Annotated in this window: 26 protein-coding genes; 6 read left to right on the top strand and 20 right to left on the bottom strand. The window is 36.6% G+C overall.

Annotated elements, in window-relative coordinates; translation table 11 throughout:
- The first annotated feature begins 53 nt into the window (after positions 1–53).
- Positions 54–1,121 (top strand): class I fructose-bisphosphate aldolase, encoded by a 1,068-nt coding sequence (locus AC6EIY_RS01000; protein WP_158466423.1) that lies wholly within the window; start codon positions 54–56, stop codon positions 1,119–1,121.
- 70 nt (positions 1,122–1,191) lie between these two features.
- Here the strand turns inward: AC6EIY_RS01000 and purQ are convergent, their stop codons facing one another.
- From purQ to AC6EIY_RS00975, 5 genes are all read right to left on the bottom strand, one after another.
- Positions 1,192–1,845 (bottom strand): phosphoribosylformylglycinamidine synthase subunit PurQ, encoded by a 654-nt coding sequence (gene purQ, locus AC6EIY_RS00995; protein ID WP_498507099.1) that lies wholly within the window; start codon positions 1,843–1,845, stop codon positions 1,192–1,194.
- Entirely contained in the window at positions 1,842–2,123 is a 282-nt protein-coding gene (gene purS / locus AC6EIY_RS00990) for a phosphoribosylformylglycinamidine synthase subunit PurS (protein ID WP_498507098.1), read from the bottom strand. The genes purQ and purS overlap by 4 nt, the downstream gene beginning before the upstream one ends.
- A gap of 93 nt (positions 2,124–2,216) precedes the next feature.
- Positions 2,217–2,402, bottom strand: coding sequence for a hypothetical protein (locus tag AC6EIY_RS00985; protein ID WP_498507097.1), 186 nt, complete (start codon positions 2,400–2,402; stop codon positions 2,217–2,219).
- Positions 2,403–2,529: 127 nt separating this feature from the next.
- Complete coding sequence (cobW, locus tag AC6EIY_RS00980; RefSeq protein WP_498507096.1) at positions 2,530–3,570, bottom strand: cobalamin biosynthesis protein CobW; 1,041 nt, start codon at positions 3,568–3,570, stop codon at positions 2,530–2,532.
- Positions 3,571–3,590: 20 nt separating this feature from the next.
- The gene (locus tag AC6EIY_RS00975) at positions 3,591–4,103 is read right to left on the bottom strand and encodes a pentapeptide repeat-containing protein (protein WP_498507094.1); all 513 of its coding nucleotides are present in this window, start codon (positions 4,101–4,103) and stop codon (positions 3,591–3,593) included.
- A 71-nt stretch (positions 4,104–4,174) separates the two neighbouring features.
- On the opposite strand from AC6EIY_RS00975, the gene AC6EIY_RS00970 reads away from it, so the two are divergent.
- Genes AC6EIY_RS00970 through ilvD form a run of 3 tightly spaced genes read left to right on the top strand, consistent with a single transcriptional unit; the run spans position 4,175 to position 6,821 of the window.
- Positions 4,175–4,792, top strand: coding sequence for a uracil phosphoribosyltransferase (locus tag AC6EIY_RS00970; protein ID WP_498507093.1), 618 nt, complete (start codon positions 4,175–4,177; stop codon positions 4,790–4,792).
- A 24-nt stretch (positions 4,793–4,816) separates the two neighbouring features.
- Positions 4,817–5,116 carry a hypothetical protein gene (locus AC6EIY_RS00965; RefSeq protein ID WP_498507092.1) on the top strand — a complete coding sequence of 100 codons (300 nt, stop codon included), beginning with the start codon at positions 4,817–4,819 and terminating at the stop codon, positions 5,114–5,116.
- A gap of 34 nt (positions 5,117–5,150) precedes the next feature.
- The gene (gene ilvD / locus AC6EIY_RS00960; protein WP_498507091.1) at positions 5,151–6,821 is read left to right on the top strand and encodes a dihydroxy-acid dehydratase; all 1,671 of its coding nucleotides are present in this window, start codon (positions 5,151–5,153) and stop codon (positions 6,819–6,821) included.
- 1 nt (position 6,822) lies between these two features.
- On the opposite strand, the gene AC6EIY_RS00955 is transcribed toward ilvD, so the two are convergent.
- The 7 genes from AC6EIY_RS00955 to glpX form a co-directional block, all read right to left on the bottom strand.
- The gene (locus AC6EIY_RS00955; RefSeq protein ID WP_498507090.1) at positions 6,823–7,218 is read right to left on the bottom strand and encodes a DUF8659 family protein; all 396 of its coding nucleotides are present in this window, start codon (positions 7,216–7,218) and stop codon (positions 6,823–6,825) included.
- Entirely contained in the window at positions 7,205–7,780 is a 576-nt protein-coding gene (locus AC6EIY_RS00950; protein WP_498507089.1) for a CIA30 family protein, read from the bottom strand. Before AC6EIY_RS00950 ends, AC6EIY_RS00955 begins: the two co-directional genes overlap by 14 nt.
- 33 nt (positions 7,781–7,813) lie before the next feature.
- Entirely contained in the window at positions 7,814–8,530 is a 717-nt protein-coding gene (pgl, locus tag AC6EIY_RS00945; protein ID WP_498507088.1) for a 6-phosphogluconolactonase, read from the bottom strand.
- A gap of 5 nt (positions 8,531–8,535) precedes the next feature.
- Positions 8,536–9,954 (bottom strand): NADP-dependent phosphogluconate dehydrogenase, encoded by a 1,419-nt coding sequence (gene gnd / locus AC6EIY_RS00940; RefSeq protein ID WP_498507087.1) that lies wholly within the window; start codon positions 9,952–9,954, stop codon positions 8,536–8,538.
- Positions 9,955–10,113: 159 nt separating this feature from the next.
- On the bottom strand, positions 10,114–11,409 hold the full coding sequence (locus tag AC6EIY_RS00935) for a glucose-1-phosphate adenylyltransferase (RefSeq protein ID WP_498507086.1): 1,296 nt from the start codon (positions 11,407–11,409) through the stop codon (positions 10,114–10,116).
- 105 nt (positions 11,410–11,514) lie between these two features.
- On the bottom strand, positions 11,515–12,840 hold the full coding sequence (locus AC6EIY_RS00930; protein WP_498507085.1) for a glutamyl-tRNA reductase: 1,326 nt from the start codon (positions 12,838–12,840) through the stop codon (positions 11,515–11,517).
- A gap of 30 nt (positions 12,841–12,870) precedes the next feature.
- Positions 12,871–13,875 carry a class II fructose-bisphosphatase gene (glpX, locus tag AC6EIY_RS00925; protein WP_498507084.1) on the bottom strand — a complete coding sequence of 335 codons (1,005 nt, stop codon included), beginning with the start codon at positions 13,873–13,875 and terminating at the stop codon, positions 12,871–12,873.
- 199 nt (positions 13,876–14,074) lie between these two features.
- Here glpX and rpe point away from each other — a divergent pair, with 199 nt between their 5' ends.
- Positions 14,075–14,827, top strand: coding sequence for a ribulose-phosphate 3-epimerase (gene rpe, locus AC6EIY_RS00920; protein ID WP_498507083.1), 753 nt, complete (start codon positions 14,075–14,077; stop codon positions 14,825–14,827).
- An 18-nt stretch (positions 14,828–14,845) separates the two neighbouring features.
- Here the strand turns inward: rpe and ccsB are convergent, their stop codons facing one another.
- From ccsB to AC6EIY_RS00885, 7 genes are all read right to left on the bottom strand, one after another.
- Complete coding sequence (gene ccsB, locus AC6EIY_RS00915) at positions 14,846–15,793, bottom strand: c-type cytochrome biogenesis protein CcsB (protein ID WP_498507082.1); 948 nt, start codon at positions 15,791–15,793, stop codon at positions 14,846–14,848.
- A 39-nt stretch (positions 15,794–15,832) separates the two neighbouring features.
- Positions 15,833–17,020, bottom strand: coding sequence for an LptF/LptG family permease (locus AC6EIY_RS00910; RefSeq protein WP_498507081.1), 1,188 nt, complete (start codon positions 17,018–17,020; stop codon positions 15,833–15,835).
- A 5-nt stretch (positions 17,021–17,025) separates the two neighbouring features.
- The gene (lptB, locus tag AC6EIY_RS00905; RefSeq protein WP_498507080.1) at positions 17,026–17,751 is read right to left on the bottom strand and encodes an LPS export ABC transporter ATP-binding protein; all 726 of its coding nucleotides are present in this window, start codon (positions 17,749–17,751) and stop codon (positions 17,026–17,028) included.
- Between the two features lie 75 nt (positions 17,752–17,826).
- Positions 17,827–19,383 (bottom strand): hypothetical protein, encoded by a 1,557-nt coding sequence (locus tag AC6EIY_RS00900; protein ID WP_498507079.1) that lies wholly within the window; start codon positions 19,381–19,383, stop codon positions 17,827–17,829.
- 157 nt (positions 19,384–19,540) lie between these two features.
- Entirely contained in the window at positions 19,541–19,921 is a 381-nt protein-coding gene (locus AC6EIY_RS00895) for a DUF309 domain-containing protein (protein ID WP_498507078.1), read from the bottom strand.
- On the bottom strand, positions 19,921–21,723 hold the full coding sequence (gene typA / locus AC6EIY_RS00890; protein WP_498507077.1) for a translational GTPase TypA: 1,803 nt from the start codon (positions 21,721–21,723) through the stop codon (positions 19,921–19,923). Before typA ends, AC6EIY_RS00895 begins: the two co-directional genes overlap by 1 nt.
- A 132-nt stretch (positions 21,724–21,855) precedes the next feature.
- Positions 21,856–22,566 carry a M15 family metallopeptidase gene (locus AC6EIY_RS00885; protein ID WP_498507076.1) on the bottom strand — a complete coding sequence of 237 codons (711 nt, stop codon included), beginning with the start codon at positions 22,564–22,566 and terminating at the stop codon, positions 21,856–21,858.
- A gap of 137 nt (positions 22,567–22,703) precedes the next feature.
- Between AC6EIY_RS00885 and chlP the strand changes: the two genes are divergently transcribed.
- Entirely contained in the window at positions 22,704–24,038 is a 1,335-nt protein-coding gene (gene chlP, locus AC6EIY_RS00880; protein WP_498507075.1) for a geranylgeranyl reductase, read from the top strand.
- Positions 24,039–24,047: 9 nt separating this feature from the next.
- On the opposite strand, the gene glyS is transcribed toward chlP, so the two are convergent.
- On the bottom strand, positions 24,048–26,210 hold the full coding sequence (gene glyS / locus AC6EIY_RS00875; RefSeq protein WP_498507074.1) for a glycine--tRNA ligase subunit beta: 2,163 nt from the start codon (positions 26,208–26,210) through the stop codon (positions 24,048–24,050).
- Positions 26,211–26,371: the final 161 nt, after the last annotated feature.

Raw genomic sequence — 26,371 nt, 5'->3', positions numbered from 1 at the left:
CACAAAAAGGGCCGTTGATATGGAATAATCTTAAGGAAATTTTTGTTGCATAAATGGCACTCTCGTACTACGCAGAAGAACTAAAGAAAACAGCAAGTGCCATAGCCCAGCCAGGCAAAGGGATTCTTGCTGTTGACGAATCAACCAAAACAGTAGGGAAAAGACTTGCTTCTATAGGTGTTGAGAACACTGAGGACAATAGAAAAGCATATAGAGGTATGCTTTTCACCACAGAAGGTCTTGGAAACTTCATAAGTGGAGCAATTCTTTTTGAAGAGACTCTTTTCCAGAACCATCCAGATGGTGAGCCGATGGTCAAAAAACTTGAGAAGCTTGGAATAATCCCAGGAATCAAGGTTGACAAAGGTCTAAGACCATTAGCTGGTGGACACGATGTAGAAACTTTTTGTTCAGGTTTAGACGGCCTTGTTGAAAGAGCTGCTGATTATTACGAGCAAGGTGCAAGATTTGCTAAGTGGAGAGCAGTGCTTCAAATTACAGATGATGGTTGTCCTTCTAAACTTTCTATAAGAGAAAATGCTTGGGGGTTAGCAAGATACGCTAGATCAGTACAAGAATCTGGATTGGTCCCGATTATTGAACCAGAAATCCTTATGGATGGTTCACATTCAATTGAAAAGACAGCAGCAGTTCAAGAAGAAGTAATTAAAGAGGTTTATTTGGCTTGCCAGGTTAATGGTGTACTTCTAGAAGGAACTCTTCTAAAGCCATCCATGACAGTACAAGGTGCTGACAGCTCAACAAAAGCTGATCCACAACAAGTTGCTGAAATGACAATTCGCACAATGGAACGCTGTGTACCAGCAAGTGTCCCTGGGATTACTTTTCTTTCAGGTGGCTTGAGCGAGGAAGCCGCATCAGTTTATTTAAATCTGATGAATAAAATCGATAGAAAAGCTAAGTGGAATGTTTCATTCTCGTATGGTCGTGCTTTACAACATTCATGTCTAAAAGCATGGAAAGGCTCAAATACTGCTGATGGACAAAAAGCACTTATTGCAAGAGCTCAAGCAAACTCTGAGGCATCAAAAGGATTATATGTTGCTGGTTCTCAGCCTTCTTCTGACGAACAACTATTTGTAGCGGGATACAAGTACTAAGCAAAAGGCTAATAAAAAGCTGCTATCACTAGTTGTGATAGCAGCTTTTTTAATGCATTGATTTATAAGTTTAAGAAAGAAGCGTACTAAGAATTGATTTACCATCAATATTCCCTAAAGCCTCGTCACAAGCTCTTTCGGGATGTGGCATCATCCCCAAAACATTTCCCTTTTTATTTGTAATTCCAGCAATATCATAGATTGATCCATTTGGATTTTTCGCGTATCTAAGAGCCACCGAATCATCATCCTGCAATTTTTTCAAAACGTCTGAGCTACATTGATATCTACCCTCTCCATGAGCGATAGGTAGTGAAATAGAATCATGTTTTTTATAATTTTTCATCCAAGTTGATTTTATACTTTCAATAGATAGATTTGCTCTATCACAAATAAAATGAAGATTTTTATTTCTTGTCAAAGCTCCTTGTAGGAGACCAAGTTCAGTAAGTATTTGAAAACCATTACAAATACCAAGAACTTTTCCTCCTTTATCAACAAAAGAGATTAAAGAATTTAAAACAGGTGCAAATCTTGCTATGGCTCCACAACGTAAATAGTCACCATAACTAAACCCCCCTGGGATAACGATTGCGTCATAACCATTCAAATCAGTAGTTTCATGCCATAGAAAACTTGTAGAAATCCCAAGACAACCTTCAGTAGCCCATCTAACATCCCTGTCGCAGTTAGATCCAGGAAAAACAATTATTCCGATTTTCATTTGTTTTCATTAGTGATTACATTCTTTTCGTCCTTAAATTCGAACCTCCAATCCTCAATTACGGGATTTGCAAGCAATCGATCACTCATTAATTCAATCTTCGATCGAGCATCCTCCTTATTTTCAGCTTCGATCTCAAGTTCAATAGATTTGCCAATTCTCAGCTGCGTTACCCCCTCTATTCCCAATCTCTTAGTAGCTGACCTAGTAGCCTCTCCAGCAGGATCTAAAACTGAAGGTCTTAAATGAACAAAAACACTTGCTTTAAATAAAGACACTTTTATAAATAAGTGGAATTTTTAGTTACCTTTTTCATTGGTTAAACAAAGAAAGAGGGATCCAAATTATTCTAGGTAATATTTGATAAATTTCTAATTGATATTTGCTTTTTGATCACTTATTAGTCCTTTGCCTAGACATGTCAAACAAGTGTGATAACAATTTGGACTAGATTTCATGTAACCATTACCGCCACATTTATTGCAATTCTTATAGTTGAAAGCATCTGAGAGACGCTGAACATTATTTGTTTCGGTAGTGGAAACGGCGTTACTCACAACAACAAGTCGGGTTAGAAACTACTCAAAAATTGGTGTAAGGAAATTATCTCTTACACCACAAAGAATCGCGGATAAAAACAAAAAAACAACCTATTTTTAATATAAATATAATAATTTGAACTGACTAACTAAAAGAGTCTTCAAAAGCTTTTTTCACTCCGCCTTTAAGACTAAGAAAGACTAACTCAAGCCCAGCCTTCGAAGGTTTCCAGGAATCATCATTTGCGCGCTCATACCACGAATCAAATCGAGACCCAACCATTTGAATCTGGAGAGGCAAAGCTTTCCCTTCTATCCAGAATCTCCCTTTTATACGAAGAATTTGGTATTTCGAGACAAGATTTACAAGTATTTCTTTTAACACATCCAGTTCAATTGGGAATTCAAATCTAAAATGCTCACTGATCACATCAACATGGTCATGGCTGTGGTTATGGTTATGGTTATTTTGATTTAGAGGAGAAAAATTGTTTTTTTCTTTGCAAAGGCCAAGAATTACTGAAGGTTCAATTTTCCCATTAGATAACGGCAGGATGTTAGTACTCGAATTCCCTTGTTTCTTCACCTGAACCTCAACAGTTGAAAATTCTTTAGCAGAAATCAAATCTGACCTACTAATCAGAACGAGATCAGCAGATATCAATTGATCCCTAAAAAGTTCATTTATTGGGGTTAGATGATCAATACTATTATCGTTGGTAATTTGTTCATGAATACTTGTTAAATCACTCACTGGGCTTCCATTCGAGAGGGCATATCCATCAACCAAAGTTACGACTCCATTAATGAAAACCTTATTTCTTATTGCAGGCCAATTTAGAGCTTTAAGCAAAGGCTGTGGCAAAGCAAGGCCACTGGTTTCAATAATGATTCCATCAAGCTGAGCTGATCTAAGGAGCAAAGCTTCCATTGCAGGTAGGAAATCTTCTTGAACAGTGCAACATAAGCAGCCATTATTTAACTCGACTATTCTTTCATTTCCTTCACTATCAGGGCATAGCCCACAGTTTTTAAGAAGGTCTCCATCTAAGCCAACTGTTCCAAATTCATTAACTATTACAGCTAGACGTTGATGTCCTTCGCTTAAAAGATGTCTCAAAAGTGTTGTTTTACCTGAACCTAAGAATCCAGTAACTACGGTCACTGGTAGACGACTATTACCCATCACTAATTTTGATCAACAAGTTAACAACCAAGACTATAGGTTGTATCTTCCTCGGTCTTTGTATTTTTCCCAGAGGCCATGGAACAAAGTTCTTTTTGTTGTATTCGACTTATCACCGCATCGGTAAAATCGGCTCCTTCAATAAGAGCATCGGTGAAGGTACTTTCCATCAATAATGCACCATTGAAATCGACATCTCTTAAATCAGCACCTTCAAAATCAGTTGCATATGCCAATGCGTCATTAAGCTGAGCACCATGCAAATCTGCTCCATTCAATTTACTATTATTAAAAACTGCTCCTGTGAGGTTTGATCCACTGAAATTTATGCCCTTCAGATCTAATTTCACGAAATCATTTCCACTTAAATCTTGACCAGACATATCCTGGGAAATATTGAGTTCTTCTTGATTACGAATCTCAGCAGGCGTTCTAGCGAACACCCTTTGAGCAGGGAACATCAAAATAAAGATAAGTAATACAGCAAAAACAATTGTTTTAAAATCAGAGATGAAAAAAGTTTTTTTGTTCATTGGAGCTAAAAAGGTCTTTTAACAGGTAATTTAATTATTCACGTTATGGCAAATAAGGCCAAGAATGAATTATGTCAATGAGCTTAAGAGTAATAGTCCCTCCACACCCACTCATATCACATTGGTTAACTATTTTAAGGAACCCTACTACCCCGGAAATCCTTTACGCAACAGGATTAGAACAACTTGGCACTTGGCTGACATATGAAGCGCTAAGAGATTGGATTCCAAGTAAAAAAGAACAGGTCACCACTTCAACTGGAACTACTGAATGCTCAATTATTGATCCAAACATACCTATTTTGGCAATTCCTTATTTACCAGCTGGGCTTGAGCTACATAGAGGTGCAAGAAATTTAATTCCTAATTCAAATTTGTGTATCGGAGGACTTCCAAAAGACATAGAAGAAAATGCAGGAATTATTTTTTTCATAGACCAAATAACAACCGGTAAAAATCTTCTTAAAGATTTAAATTGTTTAAAAGAAAAAAAAATTGATTCAAGGAGAATAAGAGTAATTACAGCATTGGCATCTAACAAAGGCCTCAAGGAAATAGGAGAAAATATTCAAGATTTAAATATTTATTGTGCTTGTATAGATCCTGAATTAATATCAGAAAGTGAACTCTCACCTGGAATTGGTGATCCATCATTACGTATCAAGACCAGAGTCACCTCATCGAACTAGCATTTTCCGAAGTTTTTCTAAGTTATGAGCCAATACCGAGATTCAAATTCAGGAAGTTTGGCTTCATTAATTAGTGGGGCTGTACTTGGTGCTGCAGGTTTAGCTTGGTGGTTGCTTTCAGAAGCCGAGAAAAGAAATGAGACAAGAAAGCAAAAAGCAATGCTTTACGCACCAAGGATTCAAGATGGATCAGAAGCAACTGAATTAGTATCAGATTCTGGGGGGAGTCAAAGTAACGATCAGCTTGAACAACGTGTTGAGCAGCTAAATTCTGCTATTGCAGACGTAAGGAAACAGTTAGAGGATCTTGGTGCCTCCAATTAATTTAATTTATTAAAAACAAATAAATAACAATCAAATGCTTAGATCAAATGCAATAACCCAGGGAATTCAACGCTCACCAAACAGGGCAATGCTTAGGGCCGTTGGCTTTGGAGATGATGATTTTAATAAACCAATAATTGGAATTGCAAATGGCTATAGCACTATTACTCCATGCAACATGGGATTAATGGATCTGGCAATTAGAGCAGAGTCAGCATTGAAAGAAGCAGGGGCAATGCCACAACTATTCGGAACAATAACTGTTAGTGATGGGATCTCAATGGGAACAGAGGGAATGAAATATTCATTGGTCTCTCGTGAAGTTATTGCAGATGCAATTGAGACAGCTTGCAATGGGCAAAGCATGGATGGTGTATTAGCTATTGGTGGCTGCGACAAAAACATGCCTGGCGCAATGTTATCGATGGCACGCATGAACATTCCATCAATCTTTGTATATGGGGGAACAATTAAGCCAGGAAAACTAGACGGATGTGATTTAACCGTGGTTAGTTCGTTTGAGGCCGTAGGACAATTAACAAGTGGAAAAATTAACGAAGAAAGGTTAATGGCAGTAGAGAAAAATGCTATTCCTGGTCCTGGTAGTTGCGGAGGGATGTTTACTGCAAACACAATGTCAGCAGCCATAGAGACAATGGGCTTAAGTTTGCCATTTAGTTCAACAATGGCTGCAGAGGATGATGAAAAGGCTGACAGTGCAGAAAAAAGCGCTCAGGTACTTGTTGAGGCAGTAAAGAACAACATCAGGCCCCTTGATTTATTAACAAAGAAAGCCTTTGAAAATGCAATTAGTGTCATAATGGCTGTTGGTGGGTCGACAAATTCAGTTCTACACCTACTTGCAATAGCTAGGACTGCAGGGATTGATTTAACAATTGATGATTTTGAAAGAATTAGACAAGAAGTTCCTGTGTTCTGCGACCTCAAACCCAGTGGAAAATATGTAACTGTCGACTTACATAAAGCTGGAGGGATACCTCAAGTAATGAAACAACTTCTAGAGGCAGGAATGTTACATGGAGAATGCAAAACTATTGAAGGAAAAACAATTAAAGATGTACTAAAGGATATCCCCGCGAAACCTAAAGATAATCAAGACGTTATCAGATCAATATCTAACCCAATTTATAAAAAAGGACATCTAGCTATACTTAAAGGCAATTTAGCAAGTGAAGGAAGTGTCGCAAAAATTAGTGGGGTAAAGACACCTGTTTTAACCGGACCTGCAAGAGTGTTTGAAAGTGAAGAGGAATGCTTAACTGCAATTCTTGATAATAAAGTCAAAGCTGGGGATGTAGTAGTCGTTAGATATGAAGGCCCGGTAGGTGGACCGGGCATGAGAGAAATGCTCTCCCCAACTTCAGCGATTGTGGGCCAAGGATTGGGAGAGAAAGTTGCCCTAATAACTGACGGCCGCTTTAGTGGCGGTTCATATGGATTAGTTGTTGGCCACGTTGCTCCTGAAGCAGCCGTGGGAGGAACTATTGGATTAGTAGAGGAAGGAGATAGTATTACCGTTGACGCCAATAAGTTGTTAATTCAATTAAATGTCGAGGAAAATGAACTTGCCAGAAGGAGAGAGAAGTGGAAAAAGCCACAACCTCGATATAAGACTGGAATTCTAGGAAAGTATTCCAGATTAGTTAGTTCATCAAGCCAAGGAGCTACAACAGATCAAATATAATTCAGGTCAATGAAGTCTTAAAAACCGTCCTAAGTCTTCTTGCAAGTGACTCAAAAAGCTTTCCATATGATGGTGTTTCGCATTGCACCCCAGAAGAGCTATCCATCCAAACAGCATGCTTGCCTTGCCACAATATCGGCCTCTCATTTAGTGATTTCCAAGATATAGTCATATTTACCTCATTCCCACTTTTATACACTTCAAGTTCAATATCCATAGATTCTTCTCTTTCACCATCTATATTTCTAGATTGAATTTTAAAAATCAAATCATCAAGCTCATCTTTATCATCTAGTTGATTTTCTAAAAAAACAGAATGAACATATGGCTTCATACAAAGATCTGCTGCTTTGGCAACTTCAGCTATCAAGCTATCTTTAGAATCAGGAGTATGCACTAATTGACTTAATTAAAAATTTGATTGGACCAGCAAAAAATCCTGAGTTCATTTTACCTGGCTGACCAAATTTTGAATGGAGAACTTGAAATCTATTGATACAAGTGGGATCAAAACTAATAGGTAGCCGAACAGGCTTAGCTCGACTAGCCGGTTCCAAATCTTTAAAAGGTATTTTTATTCTACTAACTCCATTCTTCTTTGTGGGTATTGATGCAACCCAACGAATATCACCTTTTAGAAAATTTGATAGTGATAAAGGTTTCTTTTCACAAGCAATCGCAAATTTCAATGTTCTCCCTTCTCCTACAACATCAAGAATTAGACCGGAATATTTGGAAAGATTTAAAGGCTTATCAAAAATTGGAGAGCGGCAACTAACAAAGCCACCGCCTTCTTCTACTAAGTTACCCTCAAGAAACAAGCCTTTCTCTGAAGAACGACACTTTGCGAGACTTGATCCGCCCATAATTGTGTCATTCAGTGATTTCCAATCTGAAAATTCTGACCCCTGTATGATGGGAGTTATTGAAATTTCAGTCGGTGGTGAATCAGGAATCAATTAAGAAGTATGCTCTACTCATACAATAATCGACTAGGAAGATGGGTAAGCATCTTTATCAGCTAAGACAATAATTTCAATGTTTGGTGAAACTAATTTTGCGGGTGTTCGCTCCCACGATTCTGATTGATCAAGTAGACGTTTAAGAGCAGTTTGTTTGGCAGATCCACTTATTAGGAATACCACATTGTCAGCTGAACTGAGTAATTTACTTGTAAAGGTGATTCTTTTATGACCTTTGCCTTCGCCAACAGTAATTAGCCTATCTCTTTCAAATAATGCATCCGAACCAGGAAAGAGGGAGGCTGTGTGCCCATCATCTCCTAAGCCTAATAAAATCAAATCAAATTTTGGTGGATCACCATCTAAATTATTTTTCAAAATTTTTTCATAATCTTTAGCACTATCCTCTGGCGATGCTAATTCAACGGTTGAAACACTAAAGAATGATGCCTCTTGAGAAGGGTTACCTTCTTTAAATAATGAATTATTCAATAGGAAGCAATTACTATCTTGAGATTCATTGTCAACCCATCTTTCATCTCCAAGAAACAAATCGACGTTCATCCAATCAATATTTCTTTTACCCAATAAAGAATATGCAGCTTCAGGAGTCGAACCACCGCAAAGGGCAATTTTGGCTCTATTTTTAATATTTAAAGTTGACTCAACAATCTGAGCAATCAAATCAGAGGCAGCTTGAGCAAGAGAGTTTTTATCTTCTGAAACTTGAATTAGGTATTTAGTCATTAGTATCAATCAATCCATTCAGTGTGAAATGTTCCTGCTTTGTCGACGCGCTCATAAGTATGAGACCCAAAACAATCTCTCATTGCCTGAACCAAGTTCTGAGGCAGTCTCGAGGTTCTAAAGCTATTTAAATAATCAAGAGTGCTACTTAAACACGGAACTGGAATTCCAGCATTAGCAGCAGCAGAGACAACCTGGGTCAGACCAAAAAGACGATTATTTACCTGTTCAGCAAACCAACTATCTAGAATAAGATTGCTTAACTTCGGATCTTTTTTAAATGAATCCTGAATACGACTCAAAAGAGTAGACCTTATTATGCAACCCCCTTTCCATATTTGAGCAATGGAGGTCATATCAAGATCATAATCATATTCATCAGAAGCTAACCTCAGAATATCCATGCCTTGGGCATAGCTGGCTATTGTAGCCAATACGACTGCATCCATTAGCAATGGCATGCCATCAGAGGGCTTTCCAAAATCTACAAATGAAGGCTGATTTCCGTTCAAAATCGTTTCTGCATAATTTCTTTGATCTTTCATCGAGCTCATAACTCTTCCATTCAAAGATGCATAAATAGTTGGGACAGAAGCTCCAAGTTCAAGTGCACTGACGACTGTCCATAAGCCAGTACCTTTTTGGCCCGCCTTATCCATTATCTTTTCAACAAGATCAGAACCGTCATCTGGATCCTTAACTCGCAAACATGCTTCTGTAATTTCGACAAGATAGGAAGAAAGTTCCTCGGTTTTATTCCAATAGCCCATAACAGATGCCATATCATCACCCGTCATCCCGCAAACTCTCTTCATCAAGTCATAAGCCTCAGCCAATATTTGCTCGATCCCATATTCAATTCCATTGTGAACAGTCTTAACAAAATGCCCTGACCCCCCTGGACCCATGTAAGACACGCAAGGTCCATCTTCTACCTGAGCTGCCATTTTGTTCAACAAGCTCTCAATTGCATCGTAAGAGGCCTTTGTGCCACCAGGCATCATGCTAGGTCCTTCCAATGCGCCCTTCGCTCCACCTGATACACCCATCCCAATATATCCAAAACTCTTACTCTCAAGTTCTTTTACTCTTCTTTCTGTATCCATAAATTGGGCATTACCACCATCGATAAGCAAGTCCCCTTCCTCGAGGAAGGGGGAAATTTGATTAATGACAGCATCAGTTGCCGCACCCGCTTTAACCATCATCAATACTCTTCTTGGACGTTCCAACTTTGATACAAATTCTTGAAGATCTTTGGCTCCTTGAATTGATTTGTTGAATCCTCTACCTAAAAGAAAATCTTCAGTTTTTTGATAAGTGCGGTTATAAACCACACTAGAAAAACCATTTCGCTCTGCATTAAGAACAAGGTTCTCTCCCATTACTCCAAGACCGACTAATCCAAAATGTGCCTTGGTCATTAAGTTAATAAGTTTCTACTTGAGCCAGTGTGACGACTGTCGAATCATTTCGCTGCAGGAAAGAGCTAAATGTCAGGGATGAAGGATTCTTTAATAAATACTTGATAACAAAATCATGAAAAAACTAGACCTATTAATTTCCATGAGTGTTAAATAAAATCAAATAATGGTTCCATCAGGAATTGTGGCGTTTTTGACAATCACAACGATCCCATTGCGAATATAAAAACCTTGATCAGCTCTATCAGCTTCTTCAACATTATCTTTATTGACTATCGTCACATTATCTCCAATTCGCGCATTTTTATCGAGTATTGCTCTTTTAACCGTTGTTCCCTGCCCAACCCCTAAAGGAATACCTCCACCATTTCTTAGAGCTATTCTCTCCTCATAAGATTCGTAAAAATCAGATCCCATAACAAGGGTTTCATTTAGTACAACATCACTTTCAATCCGACTCCTAACTCCTAAAACACAATGGTGAATGCTACAAGACTTAAGTATTGAACCTTCGGAAACTATTGAATCTGTTATTTGTGTATCTACAATTTTTGAAGGTGGCAAATATCTAGGCCTTGTATAAATAGGAAATTTTTCATCATAAAAACTAAACGGAGGGGTTGGTTGCTGAGTTAACGCTAGGTTCGATTCAAAGAATGCACCAATTGTTCCTATATCCTCCCAATAATCATTAAAAACATAACTTTTAAGTTTGTCACCTCTACCTAAAGCCTCAGGTATGATTTCTTTTCCAAAATCTGTATACGAAGGAAATTTATTTAATAAGTCAAAAAGAGTGGCACGACTAAAAACATATATACCCATAGAAGCTAAATAAGGTTTATCTTTTGCCTCATTTGCTTCCAATCCAAACCTTGAAGTATCTACAGCCATTGCTTTCAATGATTCGCCAGAGGGTTTTTCGCGAAATTCTTTAATATTGCCAGATTCATCAGTTCGCATCAAACCAAATGCTTCCGCTTGCGCTGAATCAACTGGCAAAGCAGCAACCGTTAAATCAGCACCAGTTTTTCTATGTTGCTCAACAAACAAGCTGTAATCCATCCGATAAAGCTGATCTCCTGAAAGAATCAAATATTCATCAACATCCCACTCTTGAAAAAGCCATTGATATTTTCTTACAGCATCTGCAGTCCCCTCAAACCAAGAAGGTGTTTCGGGTGTTTGTTGAGCAGCTAGAACTTCAACGAAACCTTGGCCAAAAGGTCCGCTCAGATTATAAGTCTGTGCAATATGCCTATTAAGTGATGCGCTAATAAATTGCGTAAGGACATACATTTTGCTGATGTCCGAATTTATGCAATTACTTATTGGAATATCAATTAAACGATATTTACCCGCCAATGGGACAGCAGGTTTTGCTCTCATTTTTGTTAATGGATATAGGCGTGATCCTTTTCCACCGCCAAGAATTATGGCAAGTACTCTCTTCATGAAGGCACTATTAATCGGCTATTCGGAGCAAACCTACTGGATAGAGTGCTCATTAATCTAGTAAGAAGTGATATGTAGTAAGAATTTCAAAAGTAAATAACAATATCAGTTGTTTTTAGGCTTGTTTAGAGAACTTGAAACATCAAGATTGAAAAGTTTTTCAATCACATCAAGAGAATCTCTTCTATCACTCCTTGATTGAGGTGCTCTCAATTTTGTTACGGGTGTATGAAGTATTTTGTTAATAATACCCTTGCTTAATGCCTCAACAACTTTTCGTTCTCTAGCGGAGAAATCAGGTCCCATTCGGCTTAATGCCTTCTGAAGTTCTTCTTTTCTGATTGACTCCAAACCAGACCTAAGACAGTTAATAGTGGGAACAGCAGCTAGAGAATCCCACCATTCTAGAAAGATGCGACATTCCTCTTCTATCAATCCCTCTGCCTCCAAGGCGAGCTTTTGTCTTGCTTCTTGATTTCTTGAAACTACTTCTTGAAGGTCATCCACATCATGAGATTCAATCCCAGATACTGACTTTGCATCAGAAGAAATATTTCTGGGAACTCCAATATCAATTAGTCTAAGCAAAGGTTTTCTATCAATTTTAATCAATTTCTCAGCATCAATAATTGGTTCATTAGCTGCAGTACTTGTAAAAACAAGTGTACTTAGTGAGAGACAAGTATCAAGCTGATCTATTAATTGACAATCAATTTGAATATCAGGAAATGCTTCTGAAAGCTCTAAAGCCCTTTTTTTTGTTCTATTTAAAAGAGTAAGCGAGCAACAACCTTTTGATTGAAGATGCTGAAGCAATAGACGGCTCATCCTTCCCGCGCCAACTACTGCAACCTTTTCAGTTTCTAGACTCATTAATTCATCTCTTCCGTGCGCTTGTCCAAGTTTTAATTGAGCTAGTTCTACAGCCGCAGAACTTATAGAAACTGCTCCAGTGCCTAAATTTGTCTCGCTTCTAACTCTTTTTCCAGTGCTAACTGCCTGTGTTAATAATCTGTTCAAAATAGGACCTAAACTTTGATGGTCTTGGCCAAGTCGGACCATTTTCTTAACCTGAGAGAGAATTTGTCCCTCTCCTAAGACCAAACTATCCAAACCAGCAGAGACCCTCATCACATGAGAAACGGCCTTCTCCTGGACAAAGTTAAATAAATGTGGTGAAAGAATTTCATCCTCAAGACCCGAAAATTCAAGAAGAAAAGATTTAATTGCTTCTATTCCCAATTTAGGGTCCTTAACTAAGCTATAAATCTCAAGTCTGTTGCAGGTACTCAAGATAGAAACTTCTAATATTTGATCAATTTTCTTTAAATTATCAAACGATTTTTCAATTAACTCCTCTGGAATACTTAGCTTCTCACGCACTTCGACTGGGGCCGTGCGATGGCTAAGACCGACGACAGCAATATGCATAAATAGCCCCTTCGATCATTTACTTAAATCTCACTTCAAAGAGATGCTTTGAGCACCATCTTTGATGTGAACTGTATTGGTAAATCTTGCTGTTTGATCAAGCGTACTAATCACAAGACTACTAGTTCTGATGCAATCTTTTTCAAATTTAACTCCATCAAAAAGCAATCCATCTGTAATTCCACTACCAGCAAAAGCAACATTTTCTCCTGAGGCAAGTTCATTTGCTTCATAGATCTTGTCAATATCAGTTATGCCCATTTCGTTCAATCTTTTTATATTTCCCTCTTTTGTATAATCTGCCCATTCTGATGTTTGAGCTATTGCAGGATCATAAACAAGTTGCCCCTGAAAATGCCCACCAAGTGCCCTCATAGCTGCCGCTGAAATAACCCCCTCAGGAGCAGCCCCAATACCCATCAAACAATGCGTGCCAGTCCCCTCAAATCCACATGCTATGGCTGCCTGTACATCTCCATCAGAGATGGGCTGAATCCTGGCACCAGTAGACCTGATCTCGGAAACTAAATTTTTGTGCCTAGCTCTATCCATAACAACAATAGTTAAATCGCTAATTCCGATACCAAGGCAATCACTCAAGATTCTTATGTTTTCTGTAGGAGTTTTCCTTATATCAACTTTCCCCTTAGCTGCTGGAGGAGCAGCTAATTTATTCATATAAAAATCTGGAGCATTAAATAGACCACCCCTATCTGAGGCCGCCAAAACAGCCATCGATCCACGCTGGCTGTTTGCACATAAATTTGTTCCTTCGCAAGGATCTACGGCGAAATCAACTCCAGGACCTGAGCCTGATCCAACCTCTTCACCTATGTAAAGCATAGGAGCTTCATCTCTTTCTCCTTCTCCAATAACAATCCTTCCTTGCATCTGAATGGTTCCCATTCTCTTTCGCATTGCCTCAACGGCTGCGGCATCAGCCTCATCTTTTTGACCCAAACCAGTCAATTGAGCCGAAGCAATTGCAGCTTGCTCAACTACTTCAAGAATTTCTTGGACGAGAGTACGATCCACTTTTTGCAGCTAGGTAAAGAAATTTACGCCTTAAGGCAGACAATATTGTAAGTAATTGAGGGCATTGAAAAATGCTCAGAAAAAAGTACTCACAAAAAACTTATTATCTGTTGATAAGCAATAATTACTGTATCAGTGCATGGTCACACTAGAACTTGGGACCATGAATTAATAGAATCTTTGCCAAAAGACAAAAACAATGATCCAATCCATTTCGTCAGCGATTTTTTCTGAACACCGTCCAGTTCAAATAATCCCTTCGGTCCTGCCAGCAGACTGGGCAAATATGGGGCAATGCGTAAAAGACCTTGAATTAGCAGGTGTAGACAGAATTCAATTTGATGTAATGGATGGAAACTTTGTTCCAAATCTCACATTCGGACCAGATATGATCTCCGCCTGCCGAAAATATTGCAAAGTTCCATTTGAAACTCAACTAATGGTTAGCCAATACAACTGTGAAACCATGCTTGAGGGATATGTAGAAGCAAGTAAGGGTGCAAACGGAGAGCCAGGGGTTGTAATTGCTCATGCTGAAGCAAATGTTCATCTTCATCGAATTCTTGGAAGAATTCGTCAACTAGGAGGGTCACCCTCAGTAGCACTTAATCCTCATACTCCAATGGATATGGTTAAGGATGTTCTTGACATGGTTGATCACGTATTAGTCATGACTGTTAACCCTGGGTTTGGTGGACAAGCTTACATACCAACAATGCTCAACAAAATAACTCAATTAAGAAAAATGATTTTAGAAAATGGATTCAACGTAGATATAGAAGTTGATGGAGGGATAAAAGCAGATTGGTCATTATCTCAATGCTGTGCTGCAGGGGCAAATTGTTTTATTGCAGGTAGTGGTATGTTTGCTTATCCAACACTCAAAGAAGGATGTGATGCTCTAAGAAAAGTTGCTAATGATGCACAAAATGGAATAATCTTAGACAAATAATTAATTAATTATCAACCACTACGTATCAAAGAACCAACCATAGCTGTGCAAGCCAACTCCTAGAAGATTGACTCCAATATAGCAAATAATAATAACAAAAAAGCCTGCAATAGCAACCAATGCAGGCTTTTTCCCCTCCCATCCTTTTGTTATTCTTGTATGCAAATAAGCCGCATAGACCAACCAACATATTAAAGCCCAAGTCTCTTTAGGATCCCAACTCCACCAACTACCCCAAGCCTCGTTAGCCCAAACAGCACCACTAATAAGACCAACTGTAAGTAATAAAAATCCTGCAGTTATTGACCTGTAACTCAAAGAATCAAGTTGCTCAGCATTTGTAAATTCGACCGGTTGTATTGAATTTAAGTTCCCATTCTTATCATTTAAATATAATTCAGTACTTTTCCTAAATGAACCCGACCCAAAAGAGCTATTTCGAATATTAAATTGCTTATTCCAATCAACAAGAAATACTCCAAAAGACAAAATCGAACCTACTAGTAATGCCGCGTATGAACACATAATTACACTGACATGCATTACCAACCAACTAGAACGAAGTGCTGGAACTAAAGGAGCCGAAGATTGCAAATTCTCTGGCAAAACAAAGCTGGCAAAACCTATTGAAAGCAATGAAATAGGAGTCGCAACCGCAGAGACAATTGGAGACTTCCATGCCCTTTCGACAAAAAGTTGAGTCAACGTACAACCCCAAGTCAAAAAGCAAAGTGATTCATAGAGATTACTAATTGGAAAATGTCCTGATTGCCACCATCTAAGTATCAATTGACTAGTTAGAAAAAGATTTGCTACTGCAACTAAAAATTTAGATTTGGTGGAATTACTGCTCCCAGCAACTGACCAAAAAGAAATAGGCAAAGCAATTAATAAAGAAAAGAAAGCAACAAATCCAAGAAGAATAACAGGATCAAAAGAAAATATATTTAAAAGAAAATCAAACATTTATAAAAAGCTACTAAAGTTTATTTGATAAAGACCAGATCATTTGCTTGCTTGTTTTAACAAAAAACCTCCTCCTAGCATAGACAAAAAAACAGGGGTCCAAGCAGCTAGGAAAGGATTTATTATTCCTTTGACTCCGAGTGAGCTAAAACTAAAACTTAGGATGTAATAGGTAAGTATCAAAATTATACTTAATCCAAAACTTTGACTCCTGCCTCCTCCATTCTTTTGCATTACTCCAAAGCTACAGCCGATCAAAGCAAAGACCGTACACGCAATTGGCAAAGTAAATTTTTCTTGAATTCTTACCCTCATTTTTCTTGCTTCTTTGATATTGCCACTTCTTTGATATAGCTTCATGGCCGTATTAGCCTCTCCAAGGTTCATGTCATTAGCATCTTTAGGTAATTGTGCAATATTCGTAAGTTCAACGCCTAATGGATACAAAAAGCTCAAAAATTTAGTTCTTGTGTTACTACCATCAGGAATTAAAGTCAAAATATTTCCCTCAAAAAATTCCCAATTTTTTTTGTCACTATTCCAGATTCCTTTTTTCGCCTTAAGCATTTGAGTAAAACCTAGTTTAGAGAAATCAATTACTGTGACATCCGACATCTCTCCCTCAAAAAACCTTCGAGCATAAAAAAGATGAGTAACTCCTCTTTTTTTGTAACTTGAATATGGATCTATAATTTCGCCTTTCTTTGAAAAAATAATATCCTCTCCCTGTTCATTTGCAAAAGATCTTCCTAAAGAATTAGATAAGACTATTTCAGCATTTTTATTTGCAATTGGAACAATATTGTTATTAAATAGGAAAGTCATATATGACATAAATATTGATAAAATTAATCCTGGCAATACAATTCTATAAATTGATACACCAATACTTTTTAAAGCCTTAATCTCACTATTATCATTTAGACTTCCATAAGCTAACAATGTTGAAAGTAGCATCGCCATTGGAAAAGAGATAACAATAAAGCTAGGGAGCCTTAGAATTAAAATCTTAATAGCAATAGATATCGGAAGCCCAATCTCAACTATTTTCCTTATTAGATCGAAAATAACGCCTAAAGAGAGAGACACCACCGTAAAAGCAGCAATCGAAAAAAACAAAGGTGGTAATAATTCAAAAAATATCCATCTATCTAACAACGGAATTAATTTCGACTTTTTTTCTAATAAGTCGTGAAATCTAGTTAAAAAAAATGGTTTTTTTAGCATAGTAATTATTCAAATGAATTGCCAAGATAATTCTCTTTTACTACTTGATTACTCTTGAGCTTTTCAGAAGATCCATCAGCAAGGATTTCCCCTTTGTTAAGAATATAAGAGCGGTTTGTTATCGCCAACGTTGCTCTAACATTGTGATCAGTAATTAATATTCCTATATTTTTGTTTTTTAATTTCCCAATTAAATTCTGTAGATCATTAATAGCAATAGGATCTACTCCCGCAAAAGGCTCATCTAAAAGTAAGTATTTGGGACCTAATCTTCCTACAGCTAAAGCTCTGGCGACTTCACATCTGCGTCTTTCTCCACCTGAAAGTTGATGGCCAAAACGATAAAGAAAAGATACTAAATTAAATTCCTCGATCAATTCTTCACGCTTTTTCCTATGTAAAGATATTGATAAGTTAGCTTGAGAAAGAGCAATATCCAAATTCTCAATAACTGTAAGGTTTCTGAAAACACTTGGTTCTTGGGGTAAATATCCAATACCAAATTGAACTCTTTTTGTCATTGAGAAGTTTTTTATACTTTTTCCCTCCAAGTAAATATTGCCTTTGTTTGGCTTAATCAAACCCACAATCATATTAAAAGTACTTGTCTTACCTGCGCCATTTGGCCCCAAAAGACCAACCACCTCACCACGATTAACATTCAAAGTGACGTTTTTTAGAATATTTCTCTTGGACAAAGTTAAATCCAAACTCTCAATAACTAGAGTCATTTCATTAAAACCTATCAGGGAAAAGCTTATACATAAGAATTATCTGATAATTAATTATACCTAACATCTACAAAATTAATCAATAATCCTTTCAACCCAATACAAGTAGAATCTCTCTGAATCATGAAAGGAATTTTCAAATTTAGAATCGGCAATTACACTAAATTCATCAAAATAAAGAGATTCACCAGGCTCCAGGTTATTGATAGCTGATTCCTTACTTAAAAGTAATAATAATTTATTTACATTGGGGAATTTATCTAAATAAACTTGAACTGCATCTAGTGTCTTATTTCTTTCTAATTCAACCCTATTAGCCCACTGTGCATAACTACCTAATCCATTCAACTCAGGCAAATAGAATTCTCTAGAAAGGTATCCTGATACAGTCGCTACTTCAACATCTCTCGTTGCAAATATTGGGAAATCCTGCCATCCTTTAGCTTCTATATATTCAGCGGTTGCCTTTCCACCTGAATAAGGCAAAAGAAAATCATTTAAGACCATATGCACACCAACAACCATATGAATTGTTAAACAAAAAGTTAGCAACCTTGGGAAATACAATAAATTACCCTTAGTGAAAAGATTTTGATTACTAGAAGAGTTAAATTGTTGCTCTTCATTAGATTGTGATAACCAGACTGATGAGATAATCAAAAGGAAATAATATCCATAATGTCTTGATCCAATACCAAAATATAAAAAATAGTTAAAAAGAAATAAAAAAATTAAACCACTAAAAAAATAAATCAAAGCCGGGGGATAATGTTTAATAAAGACAATTGTACTTAACACTAAAAACAAAGTAATTAAAGCACATATACCAAGATCAAAAAGCCTACTTGAATCAGGGATAATAAGTACATATCCACCAAAAAGCTGTCCTATTACTCTTAGAAAATGACGAAAATCGATTACGGAAGAAACTAATTTAATGGAATCTCTGACTTGGAAAAGACTAAAAGCTCCAAAACACAATAAAGCGAAAGAAATAGCGGCACTTGAAATCAAATCATAAATCCATTTTTTATTTTTCATATAATTTTCTCTCTGATTAGGGTTTACAAACCAATCAAAGACAAGAGTCATTCCAATTGCAAATGCTAATGACCAGGAAAAAGCTTGTGTATTAGCCAAAAGGCCGATACATAAAGCAAATGGAATATAGGTTTTTTGTTTTAAATGATAAATAGAACAAAAAATAAATATTATTAATTCTGCAATTACATAATGACGACATACAAAGAAATATTCCCAAAAAGGAAAATATCCAAAAGTAAATAAAGCTTTAGTTAATAAATTAAAAGGGCTAAATCTCCAAAAAACTAAAATCGCTAAACTACCTAAAAGCCAATGCAAAAGTTGCATACTTACCGGTGTACCAGTAATATTTTTCGAAAAATAAATTAATAGTGACCAGAGGATAGGATGCCCAGATGGTGCGTTATTTCTCCATAAATCTATCAGAGTATCGCTTTGCCAGGCTACCAGCCATCCTTGCATCTCATCCCTCCAAAGTGCATGATTAAATGCACCGAATAAGCCTATTATTATAAACAAAAAAGGTAAAAATATCTCAAAAAATTTCTTACCAGGTAATTGTATTTGATTGATTCTTTTAAATTCCATTTTAATTAACGAGGGATGCATTAAATATATTTAAATTAATCAAAATTTAATTTCTATTTTTTATTAAAAATTAAAATAAAGCTAAAAAATATAACAATTAAATTATATTAACTCATCTCACTTTTAATAGCAAAAGAGTAAGAGGTTTAACAAGGTTTTATAGGAAATAGAGAACTGGCAAGCTGCAACTAGCTATGTCATTACCAATTTGAAGAAATTCCAATCTCCTGCTGATGCATTTACAAAGTCCTTCAATATCTAATCCTAAATTATTTAATTGATATCTTTTCAACCTACCCAATGCTTCTCCATAAAGTATCGTTGCACCATTGGTATTACTATTTTCTAAATGCACTTGTGCAACAGCAACTTGCAATATGCCCTGTATCAACTGTCTTTCAGGTCCGCCAGTCTCATGCCATATCTCTTCAAAAACATCATGAGCTTGATACCATTGACAAGAATTAAATAATTTCATTCCTATTTCAAAGCGAGAATCATTTATAAATAAATCATCCTGTTTATCTATTCGAATCATTATTTTTTCAAATTTTTCTTTGCATTAATTTTTCTCAACCTTATAGATTCTGGTGTAACTTCCAACATTTCTCCTGGTCCAATATATTCAAGTGCTCTTTCTAGTGTCATTTCAATTGGGGATTGCAATTGATCTAACTCATCTGCACCAGCTGATCTCATATTGGTAAGTTGTTTAGCCTTGCAAATGTTTAATTCAAGATCTTGTGGTCGATTATTCTCCCCAATAATCATTCCTTTATAAACTTTAGCTCCAGGAGTAATAAAAAATTGACCACGGTCTTCTGCATTTTTTAAGGAATAAAAAGTAGCTACACCCTCCTCAAATGAAATAAGTACTCCATTTCTCCTTTGTTCAAAATCTCCAGCAGATGGCCTGTATTCAAAAAACGAATGGCTCATAATTCCTTCACCCCTGGTTGCACGAATAAATTCACCCCTAAATCCAATTAAGCCTCTGGATGGGATAACAAATTCAAGTTGGGTTCTGTGATCCGTGCCCGTTTCCATATTTTGCATTTCACCTTTTCTGACACCAAGGCTTTCAATACAAGCGCCAACTGAAGCTTCTGGGACATCAAGAACTAGGGTCTCAACAGGTTCGCATTTAATTTCATCAATGGTCCGAAAAATTACTTGTGGTTGAGAAACTTGAAATTCATACCCCTCTCTTCTCATGGTCTCGATCAGAATTCCCAGATGTAACTCACCTCTTCCGCTTACAGAAAAGCGATCGGGAGAATCTGTATCTTCTACTCTTAATGCAACATTAGTAAGAAGTTCTTTGTTTAAACGATCCCTCAGCTGACGACTTGTAACAAACTTGCCCTCTTTGCCTGCAAATGGAGAATCATTTACGACAAAAGTCATCTGCAATGTTGGCTCATCTACCTTTATTAGAGGTAAAGGCTTCGGTTCATCAGGACAAGCTACAGTTTCTCCAATAGAAACATCCTCAAATCCAGCCAAGGCAACTATGTCGCCAGCATTTGCTTCGTCTATTTCAATTCTTTTTAATCCTTTAAATCCTAATAGTTTGTTAATCCTTCCTTTTTTTAGGCTCCCATCTTCTTTTATCAAGCATGTCCTTTGACCATTTTTAATTACACCATTATGTACTCTCCCAATAATAATCGTTCCTAAAAAATCAGAGTAATCAAGAGTGGTAACTTGTAATTGTAAAGGCTTATTCTGATCCCCGACAGGAGGAGGGACCTGCCTAATAATTGCATCAAATAAAGGTTTCATATTATCGCTTTCACTTTTTACTTCAGTCTTTGCAAAACCACCCAATCCACTCCCAAACAAATAAGGGAAATCACACTGATCATCATCCGCTCCTAATTCCAAAAATAGATCTAAGACTTTATCTACCGCGGTTTCAGGTTCTACTCTTGCACGATCAATTTTATTCACAAAAACAATGGGTCTTAAGCCCTGCTCTAAAGCTTTTTTCAGAACGAATCGGGTTTGAGGCATTGGTCCCTCGTTGGCATCAACCACGAGAAGACAGCCATCTACCATACCCAAAACCCTTTCGACTTCTCCTCCAAAATCAGCGTGACCTGGTGTGTCGACAATGTTTATCCTGGTATCGTTGTATGTGACAGCTGTATTTTTCGAAAGAATAGTTATTCCTCTTTCACGTTCCAAATCGTTGGAATCCATAGCACAAGTTGGGACTTCTTCATTATCTCGAAAAGTTCCTGATTGATTTAAAAGTGCATCAACCAAAGTTGTCTTACCGTGATCAACATGGGCAATTATTGCGATATTCCTTATGGCTTGTATATCAAAACTCATAATTTAAAAAAATTAAAAATTCTTTGATTAATAGAGACATAAAGAATATCTCACCGTGACTTCATTTAGCTGTTTTAAATGCCAATTAAAATATCGAATATAAAATTGGAAGTAAAAAAAATTAAGTCAAAGTTACTTGAATTTTGTAATTTTATTGGCAGCCTCAAATTCCCTCAAAGCATTAACGGTCCCTTCAAATCTCCAATGCCATGGCTCATAAGTTACTCCTTGTTTGTTGTTGGGTGGAAAAGAAAGAACGAAATGATATTTGGGAGCAAACCTCTTCATCCACTTAAAAGCAGGCGTTTGTTCAAATTCAACCTCAAAATGAGTCTCTGGGAAATTCCCATCACCAACATCAATTGCATACCCTGTGCTGTGTTCAGAATAGCCAGGAGGAGCTGAATCCATTGAGCGCTCAACTGCAGTTTGATTTCTAATAGATTTATTTTCATAAAAAATTTCTCTTTGCAAATCTATTGATCTAAAACCACTTAATAGTTGTAGAGAAATCCCTCTTTGGGCCGCCATAAATTGCATTTCCTTAAAATTTTCATAAATTTCTCTATGTACGTAAATACCTGAAGAGAAAAGAATTAAATCATTTTTTGAAGCCTCAGGATAGGGAAGATGGCCCAACAAACTTTTATTTTGATTTGTCTCAGTAGAGTTAATCGAATCATCTAAAGATTTTGTTTGGCGTAAAAATGATTTATCAGCTAGAAACGTTAAGGATATGCCAAGTCCTACGAATAGAAGTCCGAAACGCAAAAAAGACTTAATAGTAAGGGTTTTGATGGATCTAATCCTTTTAGCAAGAGGGATTTCATCTTGATAATTCATATGATCTGCTTATGGTCAAAACAATTGGAATTCACAAAAATGATGTTTCGATAGTAACGAGTATCTCCAATCTTTATACTTTCCATGAGATAAGGATGTAAGTTTTATATGTAGAGAACTAAATTTTTCATCCAAAGATGTTAAGAGTTGCTGTTATTGGTGGTGGTCCAAGTGGATCATGCGCTGCAGAGATTTTAGCTAAAGCGGGAATTAAAACTTGGATTTTCGAGAGAAAGCTTGATAATGCAAAACCATGTGGAGGTGCGATTCCATTGTGTATGGTTTCTGAATTTGACCTTCCTGAATCAATTATTGATAGGAAAGTCAGGAACATGAAAATGATATCCCCATCAAACAGAGAAGTAGATATTATCTTGGATGACATTTATCCAGGAAGTGATAAAGAGTACATAGGCATGTTGAGGCGTGAAGTAATGGATTCATTTATGAGAAATCGCGCCGCAGAACTTGGCGCAACATTAGTAAATGGATTGGTATCAAAAATAGAAACTGGTACAAACAAACAAGGTCCATATACCCTTCATTACACCCAAATCCTTAACGACCAAACTGAAGAGAAAGGTAAGCAACTTGAGGTGGATTTAATTATTGGGGCAGATGGTGCAACAAGCAGAGTTGCAAAAGCAATGGACGCTGGTGATTACAACTATGCAGTAGCAATTCAAGAAAGAATAAAACTTCCTAAAGAGGAAATGAAGTATTACGAAGACAGGGCTGAAATGTATGTAGGCACTGATGTATCGCCAGATTTCTATGGTTGGGTCTTTCCAAAATACGACCATGTTGCTGCTGGAACAGGAACAATGAAAGAAAATGGTGGTTTAATAAAAAGCCTTCAGATTGGTGTCAGAGAGAGAGCAAAGAAGAGACTAGTAAACGGAGAAGTAATCAAAGTAGAAGCTCATCCAATCCCGGAACATCCCAGGCCAAGAAGAGTTGTTGGGCGGATGGCTCTAGTTGGTGATGCCGCAGGTTATGTAACAAAAAGTTCAGGAGAGGGAATTTATTTTGCTGCCAAAAGCGGAAGAATGTGTGCCGAGCAGATCGTTGAATCAAGTCAAAATGGAAGAATTATACCCACAGAAAATGATCTCAAAAAATATTTAAAGAAATGGGATAAAAAGTATGGAACTACTTATACAGTTTTAGATATTCTCCAAAGAATTTTCTACACAAGTGATGGAGCAAGGGAAGCCTTTGTTGAAATGTGTGGTGACATGGATGTACAAAGACTTACATTTGATAGTTATCTATACAAAACTGTAGTTGCAATGAAGCCGCTTCAACAATTAAAACTCACGCTATTAACAATTGGCTCTGTTTTAAGAGGAAAGGCCTTAGCACCAAGCTCATACAAGCCAGTCCCTAGTGCAGTTAGAGATGATAAAGAAGTTAATAAAATGTTGGCAGTAAGTTCAATTAAAGGTGGTATAAAAAGCAGTAAGAAATAATATACATAATTAACTAAGCTTGCTAAAGTCAGCAAGCTTCAAAGACTGATTTCTAAGGATCGTTAGTAGATTAAGCCTGTTATTTCTTAAATTAATATCATCTGTCATAACCATTACACTTTCATCTCCATCAAAAAAGTTGGCCAAGGTTTCAGTACTTGATACTAGACCTTCAGCCAACAATTTATATTTTACACGATCACAATTAGTGGCTAAAGGTTTTAATTTCTCTAATATATTTAACATTTCGCTTTCACAACCCTTTTCAAATAATGACTTATCGACAAACCCTAAAGGATCTATCACATCTTTGGCTATTGAACTTTTTTCTGCCAACTTAGAGGCCCTAGACACTACAGCTTGCAATAAATTAAGTGTATTATTTTTTCGCATATTCATTAATAATGAAGTACGAAAATCAACATCTGTTGGATCATCTAATAATTTTGATGTTGAAGTTGTATCTCCCGAAATTGCCTGAATAATATCAAAGTCTATATTTTTCTCTTCTAATAAACTAATTATTCTTTGACGAAAGAATTCCTTTAGCTCAGACGTAAGACTATTTATTTCAAAAGAAAGAGAAGGAAAAACCTGCTTCCAATATATTAGTGAATCATTTATTATTTCATTAATATCTAATTGCCAATCTTTATTCCATAAAATCAACAATATTCCATTAGCTGCCCTCCTCAAGGCATATGGATCAGATGATCCAGATGGTCTTTCGCCTTTAGCATAAATGCTGAAAAGCAATTCAAAACGTTCAGCCAATGAAACGGCATTCCCAAGATTATTTGAGGGAAGAGAATCTGAACTTCCTTTGGGTTTGTAATGTTCTAAAACTCCAAGACATACATCTCTAGATTCACCCTCATGAAGTAAGTACTTAGATCCAATAATTCCTTGCAACTCTGGAAATTCGTCAACCATGTTACTAACCAAATCATGTTTACAAAAGTGTGCAACTTTAACAGATTTATCAATATCCTCTTCAACAAATCTAAGTTTTGATGTCAATAATTTAGCAAGCCATTCAATCCGACTTACACGTTCATATAAAGAACCTAATCCTTGAGCAAAAGTTACATCTTTTAATTTATCAATACGCGACGAGCTATTTATTAATAAATCTGATTTTATAAAAAATGATGCATCAGAAAACCTTGCTTTTAATACTTTTTCATTTCCTAAAATAATATTTTCTTTTGCTGATGATAATCCATTGCTAATACAAAAAAAGCTAGGCAATAATACGTCTCTAGAGTCAAGTGACAATGGATCAAAATCAACATTTACTTTATATATTGGTATGTATCTTTGATGAACCTTCATCACTGTGGACAAAACCTCAGGAGGCAAATCGAGGTAAGACTCATCAAACCCCCCAGTCAAAAGCAAAGGAGATTCAACTAAATCTGTAAGTTCTTTTAAAAGAGGTTCAGTAAGATCTGCCTTGACTTTTTTGAGTATTTCTTGATTGAGAACTAAATCATTGATTTGGGAAAGACGACTATTCCTGTCAACTGTGACTCCCACATCCTTCAATTGATCAAAATAAGTTTTCGCATTCTTTATGGTTAATTCTGATCCATGTAACCTATGTGGTCTTGTGGTATTGCTAACTTGAATTTCCGGATCGCAACCAGAAAAACTAAAAGGTAAAACCTCTGAATCAATCAAAGAAACAATCCAACGTATAGGTCTGGAAAAACGGAAATCACCTTTTCCCCATCTCATAAACCTTCTTCCTTGAATTTTAGTGATCCAACCAGGTAAAGAATCAGCCAACAATCTCTCAACAGGCTTGCCTTTTTCAATTAAATTAGCGAAAACGAATGAACCCTTTGGCGTTTCTCGAATCTCTAAGTTCTCAGGGGCCAGACCGTATCTTTTAGCAAAGCCAATTGCTGCTTTTGTAGGTTTACCATCATGAAAAGCTTGAGAAAAAGGGGGGCCTTTTCGTTCTGCAATATTATCCTCAGAGAATGGAGCAATCCCTTCAATTGTTAATGCGATTCTTCTTGGAGTAGTAGTAACTCTTATTTCACTAAATTTTATTGGATAAGAATTCAAATCATTATTTACAGTTAATTCAAGCTGAGAAATAACAGATTCAGCCAAATCTGCTGGCAATTCCTCAGTGCCGATTTCTAAAAGGTAAGTAGACAAAAAAATTCCTTATATTTATGACAAGATTAGATCTAAATCTGAATTACTTCTACATTCTGTGTCCTAGAAAAAATTTAATATTCAATAAATGGAGCTTTGATCACTAATAGCTTCATTTGAACAATTAGGCACTAATCAACACGGAAAATGATACACTGTAG

Source organism: Prochlorococcus sp. MIT2304 (assembly GCF_059772405.1).
The sequence above is the reverse complement of the archived record's forward strand: the minus strand, read 5'-3'. Positions and strand labels throughout refer to the sequence as shown.